Raw genomic sequence first — 18,438 nt, 5'->3', positions numbered from 1 at the left:
CAACTCCGAAGGCCGGTAACCCCGTTGCGGGGCTACGTAGAAAGTAATGGGGGGGAGGGGCCGGAGCGGCCCCGCGTGAGCGCCGCATCCAGATGCAAGCGCGTCTTACATGCGAGGACATTACTTGCAGACGCGCACTATTGCAAGCGCCTCCTTTGCGCGTGCGCCTGGTGTTGGCTCCCGCTCGGAGATGGGCCAGGTCACCACCGCGGTCCTGGACGACACATGCGGCAATCTGATCCAGCTCCTGGACAGCAAGTAGGACCCGGCTCCCCCGCGGCTCCCCTAGGCTCGTCGCCGGGACCGACCGCGTGGAAGTAGGGACATTCGTGGCTGACGAGCAGGCCGAGGTGCCGGACAGCACCGCGGTGCGGGTGGCGCTCTGGCGGGCGATGCATGTGCAGATCGACGCGCCGCCCCATGTGTTCGAGGACGAGGTCGGACTGCGCCTCGCGGCCCCCGATGAGGGCTGGCGGCAGCGCCCCGACATGGACCCGCACGGCACCAGCGGGTTCCGTGCGGCCATCGTGGGACGGGCCAGGTTCATAGAGGACCTGGTTGCCGAGCAGTGCGGACTCGGCGTCGCCCAGTACGTCGTACTGGGAGCGGGACTTGACACCTTCACGCAGCGCAGGCCGGAGTCGGCCGCCCGGCTGAGGGTGTTCGAGATCGACCAGCCGGGCACCCAGGACTGGAAGCGCCGACGGCTCGTGGAACTCGGCCTCGGGGTCCCCGACTCGCTGCGCCTGGTGCCGGTCGACTTCGAGGCGGGCGCCGACTGGTGGGAGCGGCTGGCCGCGGCGGGCTTCGATGCCGACCGGCCCGCTGTCGTCGTCTGCGCGGGCGTCAGCATGTACCTCACCCATGACGCCAACGTGGCGAACCTGCGCCGTCTCGCCGGGCTCGCGCCCGGCTCGACGCTCGCCATGACGTTCATGCTGCCCGCCGAGCTCATCGACGCGGCCGACCGCCCCGCGATCGATGCGATCAGGCCACGGGCGAAGGCGGCGGGGACACCGTTCCGCAGCTTCTACACCCCGAAGGAGATCCTCGCGCTGGCCCGCGACGCGGGTTTCGCGCAGGCCCGGCATGTGCCGGGAACGGCCCTCGCCGCACGCTACTTCGCCGACCGGACCGATGGCCTGCGCCCGTCGACCGGGGAGGACATCCTGGTGGCCACCACCTGACGCCGACCGCCTCCGGGCGTCCCTCCTCGCGTCAGGAGCTCGTGAGGACGACGAGTCGCTGGGTCGCGCGGGTCATCGCGACATAGCGGTCGACCGCGCCTTCGATGCCCGTACCGAATTCTTCGGGGTCGACGAGGACGACCAGGTCGAACTCGAGTCCCTTCGTCAGCTCCGGCGGCAACGACCGGACGCGGGGCGTCGCGTGGAACGTGGGATCGCCGATGACGCAGGCGATCCCGTCGGCGTTCGCGGCGAGCCAGGTGTCGAGGACCTGGCCGAGGTCCGCGACGGAGCCGTGCACGACGGGGATGCCGCTGCTGCGGATCGAGGTCGGCACGTTGGCGTCCGGGAGCGCGGCGCGGATGACCGGCTCGGCCTCCGTCATGACCTCTTCCGGCGTGCGGTAGTTGATGCTCAGGGACGCCACGTCGATCCGGTCGAGCCCGATCCGCTTGAGCCGCTCCTGCCACGACTCCGTGAACCCGTGCCGGGCCTGGGCCCGGTCCCCGACGATGGTGAAGGACCGGGACGGGCAGCGCAGCAGCAGCATCTGCCACTCCGCGTCGGTGAGTTCCTGGGCCTCGTCCACCACGATGTGCGCGAACGGCCCCGCGAGCAGATCCGGGTCGCCGGGCGGCAGTTCGGCCTCGTCGACCAGGCTGACCTTGGCGTCCTGGCCGCGCAGCATGCGCACCAGGCCCTCGCCGTCGTCGCCGTCGGCGCCGGAGTCGGCCGCGGCGTCGATCAGGTTGTCGACGACCTGCGCCATGCGCTCGCGCTGCGCGGCCAGGATCGCCTCGTGCCTGCGCCTGCGCCGGGCCGCCTCCGGGTCGCCGAGCCGCTGCCGTGCCGCGTCCAGGAGCGGCAGGTCGGACACCGTCCAGGCCTGGGGAGCATCCTTGCGCAGCAGCGTCCGCACCTCGTCAGGGCTCAGCCAGGGCGCGCACATCCGCAGATAGGCGGGGACCGTCCACAGGTCCGACACCAGGTCGGCCGCTTCGAGCAGCGGCCAGGCGCGGTGGAGGGCCGTGACGAGTTCCTCGTCGTGCCGCAGCGACCGCTGGAAGAGTTCCTCGGGCACGTCGTCGTCGAGCTTGTCCCGGAGGATCGCGACCAGTTCCTCCCAGACCTGCTCGCGCCCCTCGTTGTGCGGGGTGCCGGGTCCCGGCGCCTCGAACGCCTCGGCCCAGTCCTCGGCGCTCAGCCAGATGTCCGCCCAGTCGGTCGAGACGGTCATGCCCTCGGCCGGCGGCTCCTCGTAGAACCTGACGGCCTTCTCGATCGCCCGCACCATGCCCGCGGTCGACTTCAGGCGGGCCGCCTCCGGGTCGGTCTCCTCCCCTGCCGCGGCCCCCTCGGTGACGAGGTCCCGCACCGTGCAGGTCTGCACGCCCTCCTCGCCCAGGCTGGGCAGGACGTCCTCGACGTACGCCAGGTAGGGCTGGTGCGGACCGACGAACAGCACGCCGCCCTTGCGGTGCCCGAGGCGCGGGTCGGAGTACAGGAGGTGCGCGGTGCGGTGCAGCGCGACGACCGTCTTGCCCGTGCCGGGACCGCCGTCGACGACGAGGGCGCCACGGGATCCGGCGCGGATGATGGCGTCCTGGTCGGCCTGGATGGTGCCGAGCACGTCCCGCATCCGGTCCGACCGGTTGCCGCCGAGGCTCGCGATGAACGCGGACTGGTCGTCGAGCGCGGCATGGCCTTCGAGCCCCTCGGCGGTGAACACCTCGTCCCAGTAGTCGCTGATCCTGCCGCGGGTCCAGCGGTACCTGCGGCGGCTCACGAGGCCCATCGGGTTGGCGTGGGTCGCCGCGAAGAACGGCTCGGCCGCGGGCGAGCGCCAGTCGATCAGGAGGCGCCGCCCCGAGCTGTCGGTGAGGCCGAGCCGTCCGATGTACACGGGCTCGGCGTCGGCGGCGCCGACGACCCGTCCGAGGCACAGGTCGAGGCCGAAGCGGCGCAGGGCGCGCAGCCGGCCGGTGAGCCGGTGGATCTCCGTGTCCCGGTCCATCGCCTCCCTGCCGATGCCGCCGGGCGCCCTGCGCACGGTGTCGAGGGCGTGGGACACATCGGCGATCGTCTGCTCCAGGCTCTCCGCGACCGCGGCGAAGTGCCGCTCGTCGGCGTCGATCAGCTGCGCCTGCGCCTTGGGCGCGAGGTGCTCGGGAAGGTCGAATGCCCCATCGACCGACGAATACGAACGCACTTGATGAATCTCCCATTTCCGCAAGTTCTGGCCTCGGCGAGAGATTCTGCGGCATGGGAGGGGCCTTGCCGCAAGCCCCCCTGTCAGCTATAAGTTGAAAGTGGAAAGGAGTGGGTACGCCTTCTTTCCCTTGATCGCCTCTCTCCCTCTCCCCGTTGCCGCCTCTCCCTCTCCCGGTTTCAGCCGCCCTTGGCATGCCCTCCTCGGAGCGTGTACTCGCCGAGGGCCAGCGCGAGGCCGGTGCCGGTGTCGCGTTCCCCTCTGCGCAGGGCGAGTGCGTACGCCTTCGGTCCGATGCCGGCGCGGGCCAGCTGTTCGGTCCGCGCGCGCAGCGGGGCCAGCTCCGGTGTGCCGCGCTGGGGGTGTCCCACATTGCGCCAGTACGCGTGTCCGGTGCCGGAGAGCAGCGCGGCCTGCTCGGCCCTGCCCTGTGCCGCCGACGCGGCCGCGAGGAGGTCGAGGCCGATGGCGATGCCGAAGCTGTCGCCGATGCGCTGCTTGCCGAGGAGCATGGCGCGGGCGTGGTCGGCCGCCTCACGCGGCCGGTCCTGGAAGAGGGCGATGAGGGAGAGCTGGTAGTCGAGGTAGGACCGGGTCCAGTGCTCGCCGATCCGCTCGCAGGCCGCGCGCAGTTCCCTGGCCGCCTCCAGGGCCTCGTCGAGGGCGCCGAGCGCGGTCTGCGCGAAGACGGCGACCAGGCGGCAGCGCAGCCGGGAGGCCGACGCCAGGTCCTCGCCCGGCATGTCGTCCAGGGCGCGCAGGGCCAGCGTGCGGGCGACCAGGGGGCGTCCGGTGAGCAGATAGGTGATGCCCCTCAAGTACGCGGCGGCGAGCACGCCTTGGCCGTCGCCGTCCCGTGCGGCCTCGCGCGCGCAGTGCTCGCCGAGCCGTTCGGCGGTCTCGTGCTGGCCCTGGAGGAGCGCGGCGACGCCGAGTGCCCACTGGGCGCGGGTGCGCAGCGGGCCCGGTTCGTGGTGCCGGGCTAGGCCGCGCTCCAAGTAGGTGCGGGCCTCGTGCAGATGGCCGCAGCAGCTCCAGAAGAAGGCCACGCGGCTGACCAGTTCGAGACCCTCGGCGGGGGCCCGGTCCAGCAGGTGGTGCAGGGCGGCGCAGAGGTCAGCGTGGGTCTCGGCGACGCGCCGGTACCAGTGGGCCTGCCGGGGGCCGAGCCACTCGGTGTCGGCGCGCCGCGCGAGGTTCAGGAAGCACGCCGCGTGCCGGTCGGCGACGAGGTCCTCCTCGCCCAGCTCCGCGAGCCACATGCGGCCGTACTCCTTGAGGGTGTCGAGCATGTGGTAGCGGGGCCCGTCACGGCCGACCACCGACTGGCGCACCAGACCGGCGAGGGCCCGCGCGACGGTCCTGCGCGTCAACGGCCCGCCCACGCACACCGCTTGGGCGACGCCGAGGTCGAACGGGCCCCGCAGCACCGAGAGGCGCGCCCACAGCAGCCGTTCGGCGGGGGTGCACAGCTCGTGGCTCCAGCCGATCGTCGTGCGCAGGCTCTGGTGCCGGGCGGGGCGCATCCGCGGTGACCCGGTGAGTTCGGCGAGCCGGGAGCCGAGCCCGTCGGCGAGGCTCCGTACGCTGCGGTGGCGCAGCTGCACCCCGGCCAACTCCAGGGCGAGCGGGATGCCTTCGAGCCGCTCGCACACCTCGGCGGCGTCGGCGGCCCAGCCCGGGGACGCGAGCGTCGCGCGGGGGACGATGCGGGCGGCCCGGTCGGTGAAGAGCCGCAGCGCGTCGGAGCGGCCCGCCGCCGCCCGTCCGACCGGCAGCGGCTCCACGTCCAGGACGCACTCGCCGGGCAGGAGTAAGGGCTGGCGGCTCGTCGTGAGGACGGTCAGGCCGGGGGCGACGCCGAGCAGGTCGGCGATCAACAGGCGGCACTGGTCCGTCAGATGCTCGCAGGAGTCGAGGACGAGGAGCAGGCGCTTGTCGCGCAGCCAGGACCGCAGCGCGTCCACCGGTATGCGGGGCGTGTGGTCGGCGAGGCCCACGGCGTCGCAGACCGTCGCGGTCAGCAGATGGGCGTCCATCAGCGGGGACAGGTCGGCCCAGCACACCCCGTCGCGGTACCCGGCCCTGCCCTGGAGGGCTCCGCGCAGGGCGAGCCGGGTCTTGCCCACGCCGCCCATCCCGGTCAGGGTCACGAGGCGGTGCGCCGCGAGGGCTTCGCTCAGCCGCCGCAGGTCCGCCTCGCGCCCCACAAAACTGGTCTTCTCCTCAGGAACCTTTCCTTCCATGGGCAGCAGTCTGATGCACCGGCACAGGCGCAGGCGCGGACGCCGAGGAAGCCGCCCATGTGGGTGGGGGGCGCCGTGTTGACGCCGGTGCCGGAGTGCTCAGCAGCAACCGTCCTTGCGCATCTGCTCCGCGACCGCCAGCCAGTCGTCCCGGGTGGCCGCGCCGTCGCCCGGGCCCGCGTCGCGCCGTGCGCCCATGCGCCGGGCGGACGGCTCGAACGCGCCCACCAACTCCTTTGTGCTGTACGGGGTTCCGCCGCGCAGCACCGCGACGGTCCGCACCATCGTCCGGAAGTCCGTGAACGGGTCGCCGTCGACGACGGTGAGGTCGGCGAGCTTGCCCGGCTCCACGGTGCCCAGTTCGCGTTCGACGCCGAACAGCCGGGCGGGCAGCACGGTCGCGGTGCGCAGGGCCTGCGCCGGGGTGAGGCCGCCGCGGTGCAGCGCGCGCAGTCCCAGGTGGAGGGCGAGGCCGATCGGCACGATGGGCTGGTCGGTGCCGAGCGCGACGAGGCCGCCCGCGGCGAGGACGCGGCGGTAGATGTCGGTCTCCGTGCGCAGCGTGGCCAGTTGGGCCTCGGTGGGCGGCACCTGCGCCGACTTCTTGACCGACGCGGCGTCCCAGGGCGCCATGACGGCGGTGACCCTCGGGTCGTCGGCGAGGCCCGGGTCCGCGCCGATGAGCGGCCCGGAGGTGAACGGGGTGGCGATCAGGGAGAAGCGGGCGCCCGGTGCGCTGTAGATCTCCAGCACGTCGTCGTAGGCCCGGCCCGTCGCGGTGATCGCATGGCCGAACTCGGCGCGCTGGGTGGCCTGCAGATGGCTCGTCACGTCCTGGCCGAGCTGGATGCCGGGCGAGAGCAGATGGCCTCCGGTGCGCACGCCGAGCCGCTGGTGGGCGAACTCGGCGGCTTCCGCCATGACCCAACCCGGGGCGCGTACATAGGTTTTGACGAAGTCCCAGTCGAGGGCCTCGCCCCGTTCCAGAGATCGGCGCAGGCCCGCTCGGGTGGTGTGCGCGCGGCCCATGCTGTACGCGACCCGGGCGCCGTCGAGGAGTTCGCCCGTGGTCAGGAGCCGTGGCCCGGCGAGCTGTCCGGCCGCCACCGCCTCGCGGATGCGGGCCTGTTCGTGGGCGAAGCCGCCGAGCGAGACCGCCGTGGTAATGCCGTAGGTGAGCTGGCCGACCGTCTGCCGCCCGCCGTAGGTGCTCTGCCAGGGGTGGGTGTGCGTGTCCCAGAGTCCGGGGACGACGGTGCGGTCCGATGCGTCGATGCTGCGTGTCGCGGCCGCGTGGCGCCCGGGCCTGTGGGGTTCGACGGCGCTGACGCGTCCGGCGCGCACCACGATGTCCACGTCGTCGCGCACGCTGTCGCCGGTGCCGTCCCACAGCCGTCCCGCGTGCACGACCGTGTCGGCGGGTGTGGGCCTGCGCGCGTCGAGCGGGACGCGGACGGTGCGGGCGGCGCCGCCGTCGACGCCGATCAGGCGCAGCCGGGTGCCGGAGAGGTAGAGGAGGGTCCTGGAGTCCCCCGACCAGGAGGGGTGGTCGGCCGGTTCGCGGGTGAGCGTGCGCAGTTCGCCGCGCGGGGTGCCGTCGGCCGCGACGGGCAGCAGGCAGAGCGCGGACTCGACGATCACGGCGAGCCATCGCCCGTCGGGCGACCAGACGGGCCCGGAGTCGTACCGGTCGGAGAGCGAGGTGTGGGGTGCGGCGGCGTGCAGCCGGTCGGCGCCGGTCTCGGTGTCGACGACGCGGATGAGGTTGTAGCCCTCGCGGAAGCGGAGGTTGAGCCGGTTGCGGTCGCACAGGGCGACGTGTCGGCCGTCGGGCGACCAGCTGGGTCTGCCGGGCAGCCCGCCGCCGCCGAGCGGCGTCGCGAGGACGCGTTCCGTGCCCGTGTCGAGGTCGCGCACGACGAGCTGTCCCGTCATGTCGAGGCAGGCGAGGCGCTTGCCGTCGGGCGACAGCGCGGGGTGCACGCGGCCGCCCGTGGCGAGCGCGGTCTCCTTGCCGGTGGCGGGATCGTGCCGGTGGACGCCGAGCAGCCCGTCACGGTCGTCGGCGTACACGAGGGACTTGCCGTCGCGCGCCCAGGCGGGTCCGAGGAGGTACTGGGTGGCGGCCGCCGTGCGCAGCCGCCGGGGCGGGCGGCCGCCCGATGTGTCCGCGAGCCACAGCGAGTTGAGGGCCGCGAAGGCGATGTGCCGTCCGTCGGGCGAGAGTGCGGGCAGGTGGATGCCGCGCACCGGACGGGCCCGGCCCTGGCCGAGGTCGTACTCCTTGACGCGGTAGCGGGGCCGGTCCACGGGCAGGGTGGCGTCGAACGGGATGGTCTGCGTCGCCTTCGGCCTGTCCGGGCGTACGAGGGTGAAGCGGCCGTCGACGGTGAGGAGCAGGCGGCCGTCCTGGGTCCAGCGCGGCGGCACGGGCGCGATGTCCCCGTCGACGGCGACGGCCTCGCCGTCCACGACCAGGGTGCAGGAGCCGTTCGGCGACGGCGTGGTGCGCAGGTGGGCGAGGCGGTCGCCGTGCCGGGACAGGGCCGGGGTCATCACCTGCGCGGCGGTGGTCTCGGTGCGTACGACGGTGACGGGGCCCGCTCCCCCGGCGTCGACCGCGGCGACGGTGCGGGAGTCGAGGGACGTCCCCTGCGGTGTGGTGACGGGTGTGCCGCGGACGAAGAGGATCCGCTCGCCGTCCGGGGACCAGGTGGGGTCGAAGTCCTCCCACGGCCCGTCCTGCAGCGGCCCGTCCTGCCCGGGAAGCCCGGTGACGCGGGTCAGTCGGCCGCTGTCGAGGTGGAGGACATGGATGCGGTACGGGCTGCCCTTCACGGGGTCGCCGCCCCGCTCGGAGGCGAAGGCGACGCGGGTGCCGTCCGGCGACCAGGCGGGGCCCCGGTCGTCCCAGGGCCCGTCCGTGCGCTGCCGCAGCCGCGTCCCGTCCGGGCGCACCGTCCAGAGGTGGAAGCCGCCGCCCTGATACGCGCAGAACGCGACGAGTTCCCCGTCGGGGGCGTGCACGGGACGGTTCGGTTCGAGTCCGGCGGGGGTGAGAGGCACCGCCTTTCCGCCGTCGAGCGGCACCGACCACAGTGTTGCCTGCGCCTCGGCGACGAGGCGGTCACCGGCGGGCGCGAGGGTCGCGGCCGCGTTGGTGCCCCGGGTGAAGGAGAGGGCGACTTCGGAATCCTGCCGGGCGAGTACCGGGGTGGCGCCCAGGGCGGTCATCGCTCCCGCGGCGCCGGTGGCGCCCGCGGCGACGAGCAGTTGACGACGGGACAGGGGCAAGGCGGCGTTGTTCCGCTCACGGTCCATGACAGAGCACACTCGCGCATCGCGCGTGCCAGGGGCAACACCCCGGGGGCGAGGGCGAGCCACCCGTCGGCCGATCCGGTCACCGGTGCCGCTCGATCAGGGCGCACGCCATCGCCCGGGCCCGGCGGGCCGCGTCGGTGTCCCCCTCCGCCGCCGAGATGATCGATCCCTTCATCAGGATGTGCAGTGACCTGGCGAACCCTTCGGCGTCGCGCAGCCCGGCCTCCTCGGCCATCGCACACACCAGGCAGCGGATATTCGCCAGATACGAGATGCTCGCGCGCCCCAGCGGGTGTTCCCCGCCCATCTCCAGCAGGACGTTGATGAACGCGCACGAGTCGAAGTCGTCGCTGCGGAACCAGTCGTCGAAGACGTCGAAGATGGCGAGCAGCCGCTCCTCCGGCGTGCGGCCCCGCTCCCGGGCCCCCGCCACGATCATCCCCAGCGTCCACTGCCGTTCCCTGCGGGCGAGGAAGGCGAGGACCAGGTCGTCCTTCGAGGGGAAGTGCCGGTAGAGCGTCGCCTTGGCGACCCCGGAGCGGGCGATGACCTCGTCCACGCCCACGTCACGGACACCGCGTCTGGAGAAGAGGGCGTACGCGGCGCTCAATATCCTTTCCCGCGGCGGGAGTCGGGGCGTCTCAGACGGCGGGCCGCTGTCCATAATCCTCCAGATTAGTCCTGGACAGGGCCTCCGCCCGCTGCCATCGTGAAGGCACCGGTCCGGAAGACAGACCCGTCTGTCTCCCCCGGCGACTCCCACCACCCGGACCACCACAGGCTCCCGGTGTGCAGCACCAACCGGCTAGGCGGCCACCGCGGGAGACATCGGCCGCCCGACCGCCGCCGGGAGCCGGCCGGCGAGTGGGGCGAAGGGCCCCCTGGCGAGCCCCTCCCTCCAGGTGGGCCGCCCCACTCGTCGGGTTCCGCGCACCGCGGGACCCGTACGGTCAGCAGGAACCCCGCCGCGAGGTACGCAGCGTGCCGACGGTCTTCAGGAGCCGGTCGGCAGGGTCGCGCAGCGCGGGATGGGCCAGGACCGTGTTCCGCAGTCCGCGCACGGGTCTGCGCCACATCCGGTGGGCGGTCGCCACCGGGTGGGTGCGGGTCGCGAAGCCTTCGCCCACGCGCAGGTCGCGGGTCTTGAGCCAGTCCTTGTACTCCTTCTCGCCCCGCCCCATGTCCATCACGCGCACTCCGTCCCGGCCCGCCGACTCGGCCATCCGCAAGTGCATCATCAGGCCGGGCGAGTAGTAGCCGAGTTCCGGGTCGTACGCGGTGAACCAGGCCGCGAAGACCGTGCTGGACGTCGGCCCGAAGTGTGCGGCCACCGGCCGGTCCCCGGCGTACACCACCGAGAGGACGCCGGTGAAGTGCTCCTCACGGACCTGGAACAGGTCGTCGACCAGGTCGACGATCCACGGCTTGGCGAACCGGTCCATCCGTCCTGTCCTGCGGTACTGGGCGGACTTCCACCGCATCAGCGTGCGCAGCACCGCGGGGTCCCGCTCGTCGTAGACGAACCGCACCTCGCCGAGGTCGCGCCCCAGGCGGCGTTCCTTCTTCAACGTCGTCTTGGCGAGGCCCGGGTAGGCGCCCCGCAGCCACTCCGGGTAGCTCTCCTCGCCCACCTTCAGGTCGAGCACCGGTGAGGCGAACGTCCCGGTGACGGAGGCGGCGAAGGGCTGCTGCTCCTCGACGAGGTGGTCGAACTCGAAGACGGAGAGGCCGCAGCCCCGCAGGAGGTCCCTGGTGTCCCAGGTGACCCCGGGGCGGTGCACGAGGGCCTGGCAGTCGGAGAGGCCGAGGCCGATGGCGCGCCCGACGCCGAGGGCGTTGCGTTCGAACGGCAGGAAGCCGACGGGCTCGCCGCTCTCGTGCAGCACCGCCACCCGCGCCCCGCGGCGGTGCCTGGCCACACCGGCCGCGAACTCCGGTGCGAGGAACGGGTTGGCGTACTGCGGCGACATGTCCATCGTCCGGTGCCAGGCCTGCCGCAGCGCGGCACTCAGCTCGTCGGGTCCGTGGAGGGAGAGGTCCATCTCAGACCGACCGCCTCTCCACGGGTTCCGTCGCGGACCCGCCGGTCGTGGCGCGGACCGGTGCCGTGTGTGGACGGCAGCTCGTTGATCGCATGGATGACCACTCCCCCCGTGACGCATTGTCCGCGCCCCGCCGCTCCTTCGGGAGCGCACTGCGTGGCGCGGCTCAAAGGTCGCCAAACCGTACAGATGTGTCAAGAGGGCGGACCCGCACGGTCGTTCAGGCCGCATACCCCTTCGGCGGGACCAGGCTGGCCAGCTGGTCGAAGGAGAGCCAGTAGATCTGGTTGCCGCTGAAGGAGGCGGGGTCGGCGATCAGGACCGTGCGGTTCGCGTCGTCGTATCCGATGACCGTGAAGTAGTGGTAGATCGTCTGGTCCGAGGGGTAGCCGGGCGGCTGGTTGCCCGGCGGGGCGACGATGTTGGCCACCAGCGGGTAGTTGTTGTCGATGTCCAGGACGATGTCGTTCCACAGCAGGTCCTTCTGGGCCTGTGTGGGCGGGTCGTCCGGCATCTCCTTGGTCTCGTACCAGCCGGTGCCGAGGTCGGCGTTGAGGACGCGGGTGACCTGGCCGATGTGGTCGGTGCCCGCCTCGGTGGTGCCGAGCTGCGCGGCCAGGTCGCCCTGGCTCGGCGGGGCGATGCGGGCGGACAGGGCGATGCGGGTGGCGGCGGGGCCGCACCAGTAGCCGGTCTCCTGGACCTGGTAGTCGACGGGCAGCGTGTGGGCGCTCCTGGTGCGCGCGCCGTCCACGCGCAGCCGGGTGCCGGGCTCGTTGTGTCCGCTGACGACCGCGGTGCCCGCCCGTGAACCGTGGCCGAGCACCGAGGTGCCGCCCGGGTGCGGGTGCGCGGGGTCGGCCTGGGCGACGGCCGGGGTCACGAGGGCGCCCACCGCGGCTGCGGCGATCGCGGTGGAGAGAAGTCTCTTGCGCATACGGGCTCCTGCTGTGAGGGGTGGGGTGTGCGGGATGTGCGGGATGGGGTGTGCGGGGCGTACGAGGCGGAAGGGTCCGGCGCGCCGGGGGGCGGGTCAGGGGATCGGCGGGACGGTGGGGCCTTCCTGGGCGAGCAGGTCGCGGGCGAACTGCTCCCACTGCGCGTAGCGGTCGGGGTAGGCGGAGACCTGGACCGCCTGGCAGACGTCGCCGGGCGGCATCGTCTGCCAGCCCTCGATCTGGATCAGGCCCGGGTTGCTGCCGAAGGGAGCCACTCCGTAGAAGGACTTGGAGGAGGTGGGGACGTCGGTGATCTGTTCGGGTGTGCCCCATCCGGTGCTGGGGCGCTGCTGGAAGATGCCGAGCGAGTCGTGGTCCACCGGGGTCAGGTAGTTGACGAACTTCGACTCCTGCATGGCGGTCATCAGCGCGATGACCTGGCCCTGTTCGGGGATCTGGGCGCCCTTGCCGACGCCGATGACGGTGCGGGCGTTGGCGAGTTCCTCCGGGCCGAGGTCGGCGGCGGTCCGGAAGGTGCGGTGCAGTTCGGTGTCGGAGGCGTCCCGCAGGGCTCTGGCGGTCGCCCGGTCGACCGTGCCGGTCCTGGGCAGCCCGTGCCGGGCCTGGAACCACTTCAGGCCGTGTCCCGACGTGGCCTCCGCCGCGGTGGCGGGGGCGCCGGGGTGGGCCGCCGCGGGCGCCGCGAACAGGGCGCCGACGGCGGCGAGCGTGGCGGCAACGGCCGCCGGGCGCAACAGAGTTCGGGTACGGGTGGTGTGCATCGGCACTCCTTCGTCGGATCGTCGATGCGTCCCCGGCGCCCGTGCGCTGCGGTTCCTTCGGGGTGCGTACGCCAACTGCGCGCACAGCGGGGGCTGTTGCGTCACGGGCGGTGGGGGACGCGCGTAGCACAGCCCGGCCAGCTTCCTTGCATGCTCATGCCAGATGCAACCGATGAAAGCCCAGGCTTACGTCCCCGGCCCTCCGAGCCGCCTACGCGCCGCCGCGCTCACAACTGCGCAGCAGCGCGCGCCCTTCCGCGGTCGCGACGTGCAAGGACCGGCCGGACCTGCGGACCGTGGTCACCAGGCCCGCGGCGCGCAGCACCTTCATGTGCTGGCTCACGGCGGGGTGGGTCACCTCCAGCTGCCGGGCGAGCTCCACCGTGCTCGCGCCGGTGCGGACCGCCGTGAGCACGGCCGCGCGGGTATGCCCGATGAGCCCGCCCAGCGCACCGCCGTCGGGACGGCCCTCGACCGCCGGGCGGGTCCAGTCCACCGCGTGGTCGATGGGGTACACCAGGACGGGCGGCAGCTCCGCGTCGGCGAGCGTGATGGGGGTGGGCCAGCAGAAGAACGACGGCTGGAGGGTGAGCCCGCGGCCGTCGAGGCGCAGCTCGTGATCCACGGGATAGTCCACCTCCAACACCGGTGTTTTCCACCGCACTTGAGGCCCGAGCCCGGAGAGCAGCCCCTCGGTGCCGCCCTCCATGAGGCTGCGCAGACGCAGGACGCGATCCGCGTCGACGTGGGCGTGCACGCGCCGCCAGAACGGTGCGAGCGCCTCCAGGTGGTACGTGTGGAGTGCCTGCCCGAGCCGCCTCAGCGCGGCCCCGTCGCCTCCCGCGAGCGCCTCCGTCCAGCCGGGGAGCCGACGGGACGCGGCCACCCGCTGCAGATCGGCGCGCAGGCGCGGACGAGGTGTGCGCACCAGCTCTTCCACCGCGCCCTCCAGGGTCGCGCGGTCGCCGGACGAAGGGGTGAGGAAGTCCGGCGAGTTGCCGTGCGGCGGCAGGAGGGGCGACAGGAGTCGGCTGCTCTCCGAGAGCCGTGGCCGCGCCCACCGTCGCCAAGCGCCGAACACCCGTACGCCGTCCCGCCGTTGCAGCGTCTGGACGCTGTTGCTGATCTCCCACAGGTGGTCGGGTCCCGACGCGACCCGCACCCGCGCCAGGTCCTCGGCCGTGAAGTGCACCCGTAGCATGGCCTGTTGCTCCCCCGTGCCCGTGCTCGACGCCATGGCGGCCGCGGCTCCGCGCCGCGGCGGGTTCCAGGCGATCGCCGTGGGGCGGGTGCTGTCAAGACGCCGACGCGGCGTCAAGGCGCCGGGGCGGCGGGGCGGCGTCTTGACGGCCGGGATGTCGGCAAGATGACCGGGTACCGGCAAGACGGCCGGTCTCAGGTTACGCCTTTCCCGGTTTTCCTCGTTATCGGGCACCGGCCCGGGAAAGGCATTGCCCCGGCCGCCCCCAATGCCCTTTCGGGCATTGCTCCTTGCCCGTTCGGACAGGCGGCGCGCGCGGGGCGGCGAACGGAAGGGGCTCATGCAGTTGACCATTGACAGTTTCCGAAGTGCTGATCAATCATCGCATTTGCAGGTCGGCATCGTGCATTACGGCACCGCAATCACGCGTTGCGGTGCCGCTTTTGGGCTCGGCAGACCCCGCCGGGCGATATCCCGTCACCACCGTGAATAGGTATCCCTCGGAGTGGAGAGTCAGCCTTGCCCGCGAACCAGGAGTTCCGCAATTCCGCCCCAGAACATTCGGCCGCGGCGCTGAAGCAGCCCTCCGTCCTTTTGCCCGTGGACCGCGGCGCGCCTTTGGAGTTGTCGTACGCGCAGCAGCGGTTGTGGTTCCTGACGCAGATGCGGGGCGCGAGCGAGGCGCACCACACGCCCCTGGCCGTGGAGCTGAAGGGCGGCCTGGACCGTGCGGCGCTCGGCCGGGCCCTGGACGCCCTGGCCGCCCGCCACGAGGTGCTGCGGACGCGGCTGGTCACCGTGGCGGGCGCCCCCTTCCAGGAGATCGGCCCGGCCGACGCGGGATTCCCGCTCACCCTCCAGGACCTCACCGACCGGCCCGACGCCGACGAGCAACTCGCCCTCCTCCAGGAGCAGGAGGCCACCGAGCCGTTCGACCTGGCGCGCGATCCGCTGGCCCGCGGCCGTCTGGTGACGCTCGGCGCCGACCGGCACGTCCTGCTCCTGACGCTCCACCACAGCGCCTCGGACAGCTGGTCGACGGGCGTCCTCACCCGGGAACTCGGCGTGCTCTACGCCGCGTTCGCCGAGGGCGCGGCCGATCCGCTGCCGCCCCTGTCCGTGCAGTACGCCGACTACGCCGCCTGGCAGCGCGCATGGCTGTCCGAGGGCGCGGCGGACGAGCAGCGCGCCTACTGGCGCAAGGCGCTCGCGGATGCCCCCGCGCTCCTGGAGCTGCCCGCCGACCGGCCGCGCCCCGCCGAGCAGGACCATCGCGGCGGCCGGGTGCCGCTCCGCCTCGACGAGGAACTCACCACCGCGCTCGGGGACTTCGCGCGACGCCACGACACCACGGTGTCCATGACCGTCCTCGCGGCCTGGGCGCTCGTCCTCTCGCGCCTGTCCGGGCAGACCGATGTGGTGATCGGCACGCCCGCCGACCCTCGCCCGCGCACCGAACTCGAAGGCCTCATCGGCCTCTTCGAGAACACGCTGGCCCTGCGGGTCGACCTCTCCGCGGACCCGACGGTGGCCGAACTGGTCCAGCACGTGCGCGAGGTGTCCCGCCAGGCCCTGCGCCACCAGGATCTCCCGTTCGAGCAGGTCGTCGAGGCGGTGAATCCGGAGAGGACCCTCGCCCACACGCCGCTGTTCCAGGCGCACTTCGCCTGGCGGAGCGCCGAGGAGGGCGAGTTCACGCTGCCGGGCGTCGAGGCGACGCCGCTCCCTTCGCCGTACACCGTCGCCCAGTTCGATGTGGCGCTGTCCCTCGCGGAGGACGACGGCCGCGTCGTGGGCGGTCTGGACTACGCCGCCGCGCTGTTCGACGCGGCGACCGCCGAGCGCTTCGGCCGCCATCTCCAGCACGCGCTGCGGCAGCTGACCGAGGACCCCGACCGGCCCGCCGCCGCGCTGACGCTGCTCGACAAGCAGGAGCGCCGACGGATCCTGACGGACTTCAACGACACCCGCCGCCCCTGCGATCCGACCGGTCTGGTCGAACGGTTCGAGACGCAGGTGCGCGAGCGGCCGGGACAGACCGCCGTCGTGCACGACGGCGAGCGGCTCGACTTCGCCACCCTGGACCGGCGCGCCAACCGCCTGGCCCACGCCCTGATCGCGCGCGGTGTGGGCACGGATCACGTGGTCGGTCTGCACCTGCGCCTCTCCGTGGACCTGGTCGTGGGCATGCTGGGCATCCTCAAGGCGGGCGGCGCCTATCTGCCGCTCGATCCCGCGCTGCCCGCGGAGCGCCTGACGGGCATGGTGGCGGACGCCGACGCCACGCTGGTCCTCAGCGACGCCGCCGCGCCGCCGGACGACTGGCCCGCCCTGACCGAGATCGAGGCCGAGGGGTCCCGAAAGGACGCGCCCGGTGTCGGTTTCCGGCCGGACGACCTGGCGTACGTCATCTACACCTCGGGCTCGACGGGCCGCCCCAAGGGGGTGGCCGCCACCCACCGGGGCATCCTCAACCTCCTCGACTTCTGGCTCGGCGAGTTCGGCGCGACGCCCGGGCTGCCCTCGGCGATGTGGCCGAACTTCGCCTTCGACGCCTCGGTGCAGGAGTTCCTGGTGCCCCTCACCTCGGGAGGCACCCTGGAGCTGGTGCCCGCGGACGTCCGCACCGACCCCGAGGCCCTCGTCGGCTGGCTGCGGGAGCGGCGCATCGTCGAGGTGTTCCTGCCGCCCGCGTTCATCAAGTGGGTCTGCGAGGCACCCGCCGAGCGCCTGGCCGGGCTCGCGCTCCGCGCCGTCCACACCGGACTCGAACCCCTCACCGACGAGCATCTCCACACGATGGAGCAGGCCCTGCCGGGACTGCGCATCCTCTACGGCTACGGGCCCACCGAGACCGCCCTGTACTGCACCTGGTACGTCGGCCGGCGGCCGGTGGCGCGCCAGGCACCGATCGGCTCGCCCGTCTCCAACATGCGCGCCTATGTGCTCGACGAACGGCTCCAGCCGGTGCCGATCGGTGTCGTGGGCGAGCTGTACATCGGGGGCGCGGGCGTGGCGCGCGGCTATCTGGGCCGCCGGGGCCTGACCGCCGAACGCTTCGTGGCCGACCCCTTCGCGCCCGGCGAGCGCATGTACCGCAGCGGTGACCTGATGCGCAGGCTGCCCGACGGCGACCTGATGTACGTGGGCCGCGGCGACCACCAGGTGAAGCTGCGCGGCTTCCGCATCGAACTGGGCGAGATCGAGGCGGCGTTGCTGGACCAGCCGGGCGTCCTGGAGGCCGCGGTCATCGCCGACCGGGACGCCGCGGGCGACCAGTTCCTCGTGGCCGCCGTCGGCGTGGGCGACGCGGAGCCGCGGCCCGCCGCCGAATGGCGTGCCGCGCTCGCCCGGCGCCTGCCGGGGCACATGATCCCGGCGCACTTCGTCCATCTGCCGCGGCTGCCGCAGACCACCAACGGCAAGCTCGACCGCGCGATGCTCCTGGAACGCGCGCGCACCGGCCGGTCCGACCAGGTCAACCAGGCAAGTCCGCGCGACCACGTCGAGCTTGCCCTGTACCAGATATGGCAGCGGCTGCTGCTGCAGTCCGAGATCGGCATCAGCGACAGCTTCTTCGACGTCGGGGGCACCTCGATCTCGGCCATCAAACTGGCGCACGCGATCCGCGCGGAGTTCGGCGAGAGCCTGCTGGTCCGCGACATCATGCTGCACCCGACCATCGAGGCGCTGGGCGAGCGGCTGCGCAGCGGCGCCCCGGGGACCCCGCCGAGCAACCTCCTGGAGTTCCGCGCGGGCGAAGGCCGTGCGCGGGTGGTCTGCGTCCACCCGGCGGGCGGCACCGCGTTCTGCTATCTGTCGCTGGCCAAGGCCCTGCCGGATGCCGTGGGCGTCCAGGGCATCCAGTCGCCTGGCGTCAACCCCGGCGAGTCCTTCCTGCCCACGGTCGAGGCCATGGCGGAGGCGTATCTGCAGCTCATCGAGCCGCTGCCGGACGGGCCGCTGGTCCTCACCGGTCTCTCGTACGGCGGTCTGGTCGCCCACGAGATGGGGCGCCGTCTGGCCGCCGCGGGCCGCACGGACCTGAGCGTGGTGCTGCTCGACACCCAGGGCTCGGACGACCCGGCCCTGCGCGTGGGCGGCACGCCGGTGGACCTGGCCGAGTTCCGCGACAAGCTGGTCAGGTTCAACGGCATGTATCCCGGCATCGACGACCGGCAGATCGAGCAGTACCACCACATCTACAACCACAACCTGCGCACCGCCGCCGCCCACGTCACCGGGTCGACCTCGGCGCGCACGGTCCTGATGCAGGCCGGTGAGAACGCGACGGACGAACTGCTGCGCGAGGTACGGGACTTCTGGCGCCGCCGCACCGCAGGCGACTACCAGGTGGAGCCGGTGGCCTGCGACCACTGGGAGATGCTGGAGTCCGACGAGGTGCTCCGGGTGGCCGCGACGATCACCGCCGAACTGGACCGTCTCACGGCTTCCGGCGCGCCGCCGTCCGCCCCGGAGGCCGGTGCGGCCCCGGCGCGGGAGAACTGATGG

General features: G+C 72.9%; 10 protein-coding genes and 1 pseudogene. 3 read left to right on the top strand and 8 right to left on the bottom strand.

Annotated elements, in window-relative coordinates; genetic code table 11:
• Positions 1-148 precede the first annotated feature (148 nt).
• Both ACFWZ2_RS07745 and ACFWZ2_RS07740 read left to right on the top strand, forming a co-directional pair.
• Positions 149-262: pseudogene (locus tag ACFWZ2_RS07745) on the top strand (VOC family protein); the annotation flags it as partial.
• A 67-nt stretch (positions 263-329) separates the two neighbouring features.
• A complete protein-coding gene (locus ACFWZ2_RS07740; RefSeq protein ID WP_384543353.1) occupies positions 330-1,187 on the top strand; it encodes a class I SAM-dependent methyltransferase in 858 nt (285 codons plus the stop codon).
• Between the two features lie 31 nt (positions 1,188-1,218).
• On the opposite strand, the gene helR is transcribed toward ACFWZ2_RS07740, so the two are convergent.
• From helR to ACFWZ2_RS07700, 8 genes are all read right to left on the bottom strand, one after another.
• Positions 1,219-3,396, bottom strand: a complete 2,178-nt coding sequence (gene helR / locus ACFWZ2_RS07735; protein ID WP_384543350.1) for an RNA polymerase recycling motor ATPase HelR — start codon at positions 3,394-3,396, stop codon at positions 1,219-1,221.
• A gap of 179 nt (positions 3,397-3,575) precedes the next feature.
• Positions 3,576-5,642, bottom strand: a complete 2,067-nt coding sequence (locus ACFWZ2_RS07730) for an ATP-binding protein (RefSeq protein ID WP_384543347.1) — start codon at positions 5,640-5,642, stop codon at positions 3,576-3,578.
• 99 nt (positions 5,643-5,741) lie between these two features.
• Positions 5,742-8,963 carry an amidohydrolase family protein gene (locus tag ACFWZ2_RS07725; protein WP_384543344.1) on the bottom strand — a complete coding sequence of 1,074 codons (3,222 nt, stop codon included), beginning with the start codon at positions 8,961-8,963 and terminating at the stop codon, positions 5,742-5,744.
• 79 nt (positions 8,964-9,042) lie between these two features.
• Positions 9,043-9,573 (bottom strand): TetR/AcrR family transcriptional regulator, encoded by a 531-nt coding sequence (locus ACFWZ2_RS07720; RefSeq protein WP_384543342.1) that lies wholly within the window; start codon positions 9,571-9,573, stop codon positions 9,043-9,045.
• A gap of 340 nt (positions 9,574-9,913) precedes the next feature.
• Entirely contained in the window at positions 9,914-11,005 is a 1,092-nt protein-coding gene (locus ACFWZ2_RS07715) for a GNAT family N-acetyltransferase (RefSeq protein ID WP_384543339.1), read from the bottom strand.
• Positions 11,006-11,225: 220 nt separating this feature from the next.
• Complete coding sequence (locus ACFWZ2_RS07710) at positions 11,226-11,942, bottom strand: C39 family peptidase (protein WP_384543336.1); 717 nt, start codon at positions 11,940-11,942, stop codon at positions 11,226-11,228.
• A gap of 96 nt (positions 11,943-12,038) precedes the next feature.
• Positions 12,039-12,725: a peptidoglycan-binding protein gene (locus ACFWZ2_RS07705; RefSeq protein ID WP_384543333.1), complete on the bottom strand. Its 687-nt coding sequence runs from the start codon at positions 12,723-12,725 to the stop codon at positions 12,039-12,041.
• 211 nt (positions 12,726-12,936) lie between these two features.
• Complete coding sequence (locus tag ACFWZ2_RS07700; RefSeq protein WP_384543383.1) at positions 12,937-13,926, bottom strand: ArsR/SmtB family transcription factor; 990 nt, start codon at positions 13,924-13,926, stop codon at positions 12,937-12,939.
• 519 nt (positions 13,927-14,445) lie between these two features.
• On the opposite strand from ACFWZ2_RS07700, the gene ACFWZ2_RS07695 reads away from it, so the two are divergent.
• Entirely contained in the window at positions 14,446-18,435 is a 3,990-nt protein-coding gene (locus ACFWZ2_RS07695) for an amino acid adenylation domain-containing protein (protein ID WP_384543331.1), read from the top strand.
• Positions 18,436-18,438 lie beyond the last annotated feature (3 nt).

The sequence above is a fragment of the Streptomyces sp. NPDC059002 genome, from assembly GCF_042740435.1.
Taxonomy (GTDB): domain Bacteria; phylum Actinomycetota; class Actinomycetes; order Streptomycetales; family Streptomycetaceae; genus Streptomyces.
This window is presented reverse-complemented; position numbering and strand designations above follow the sequence as displayed.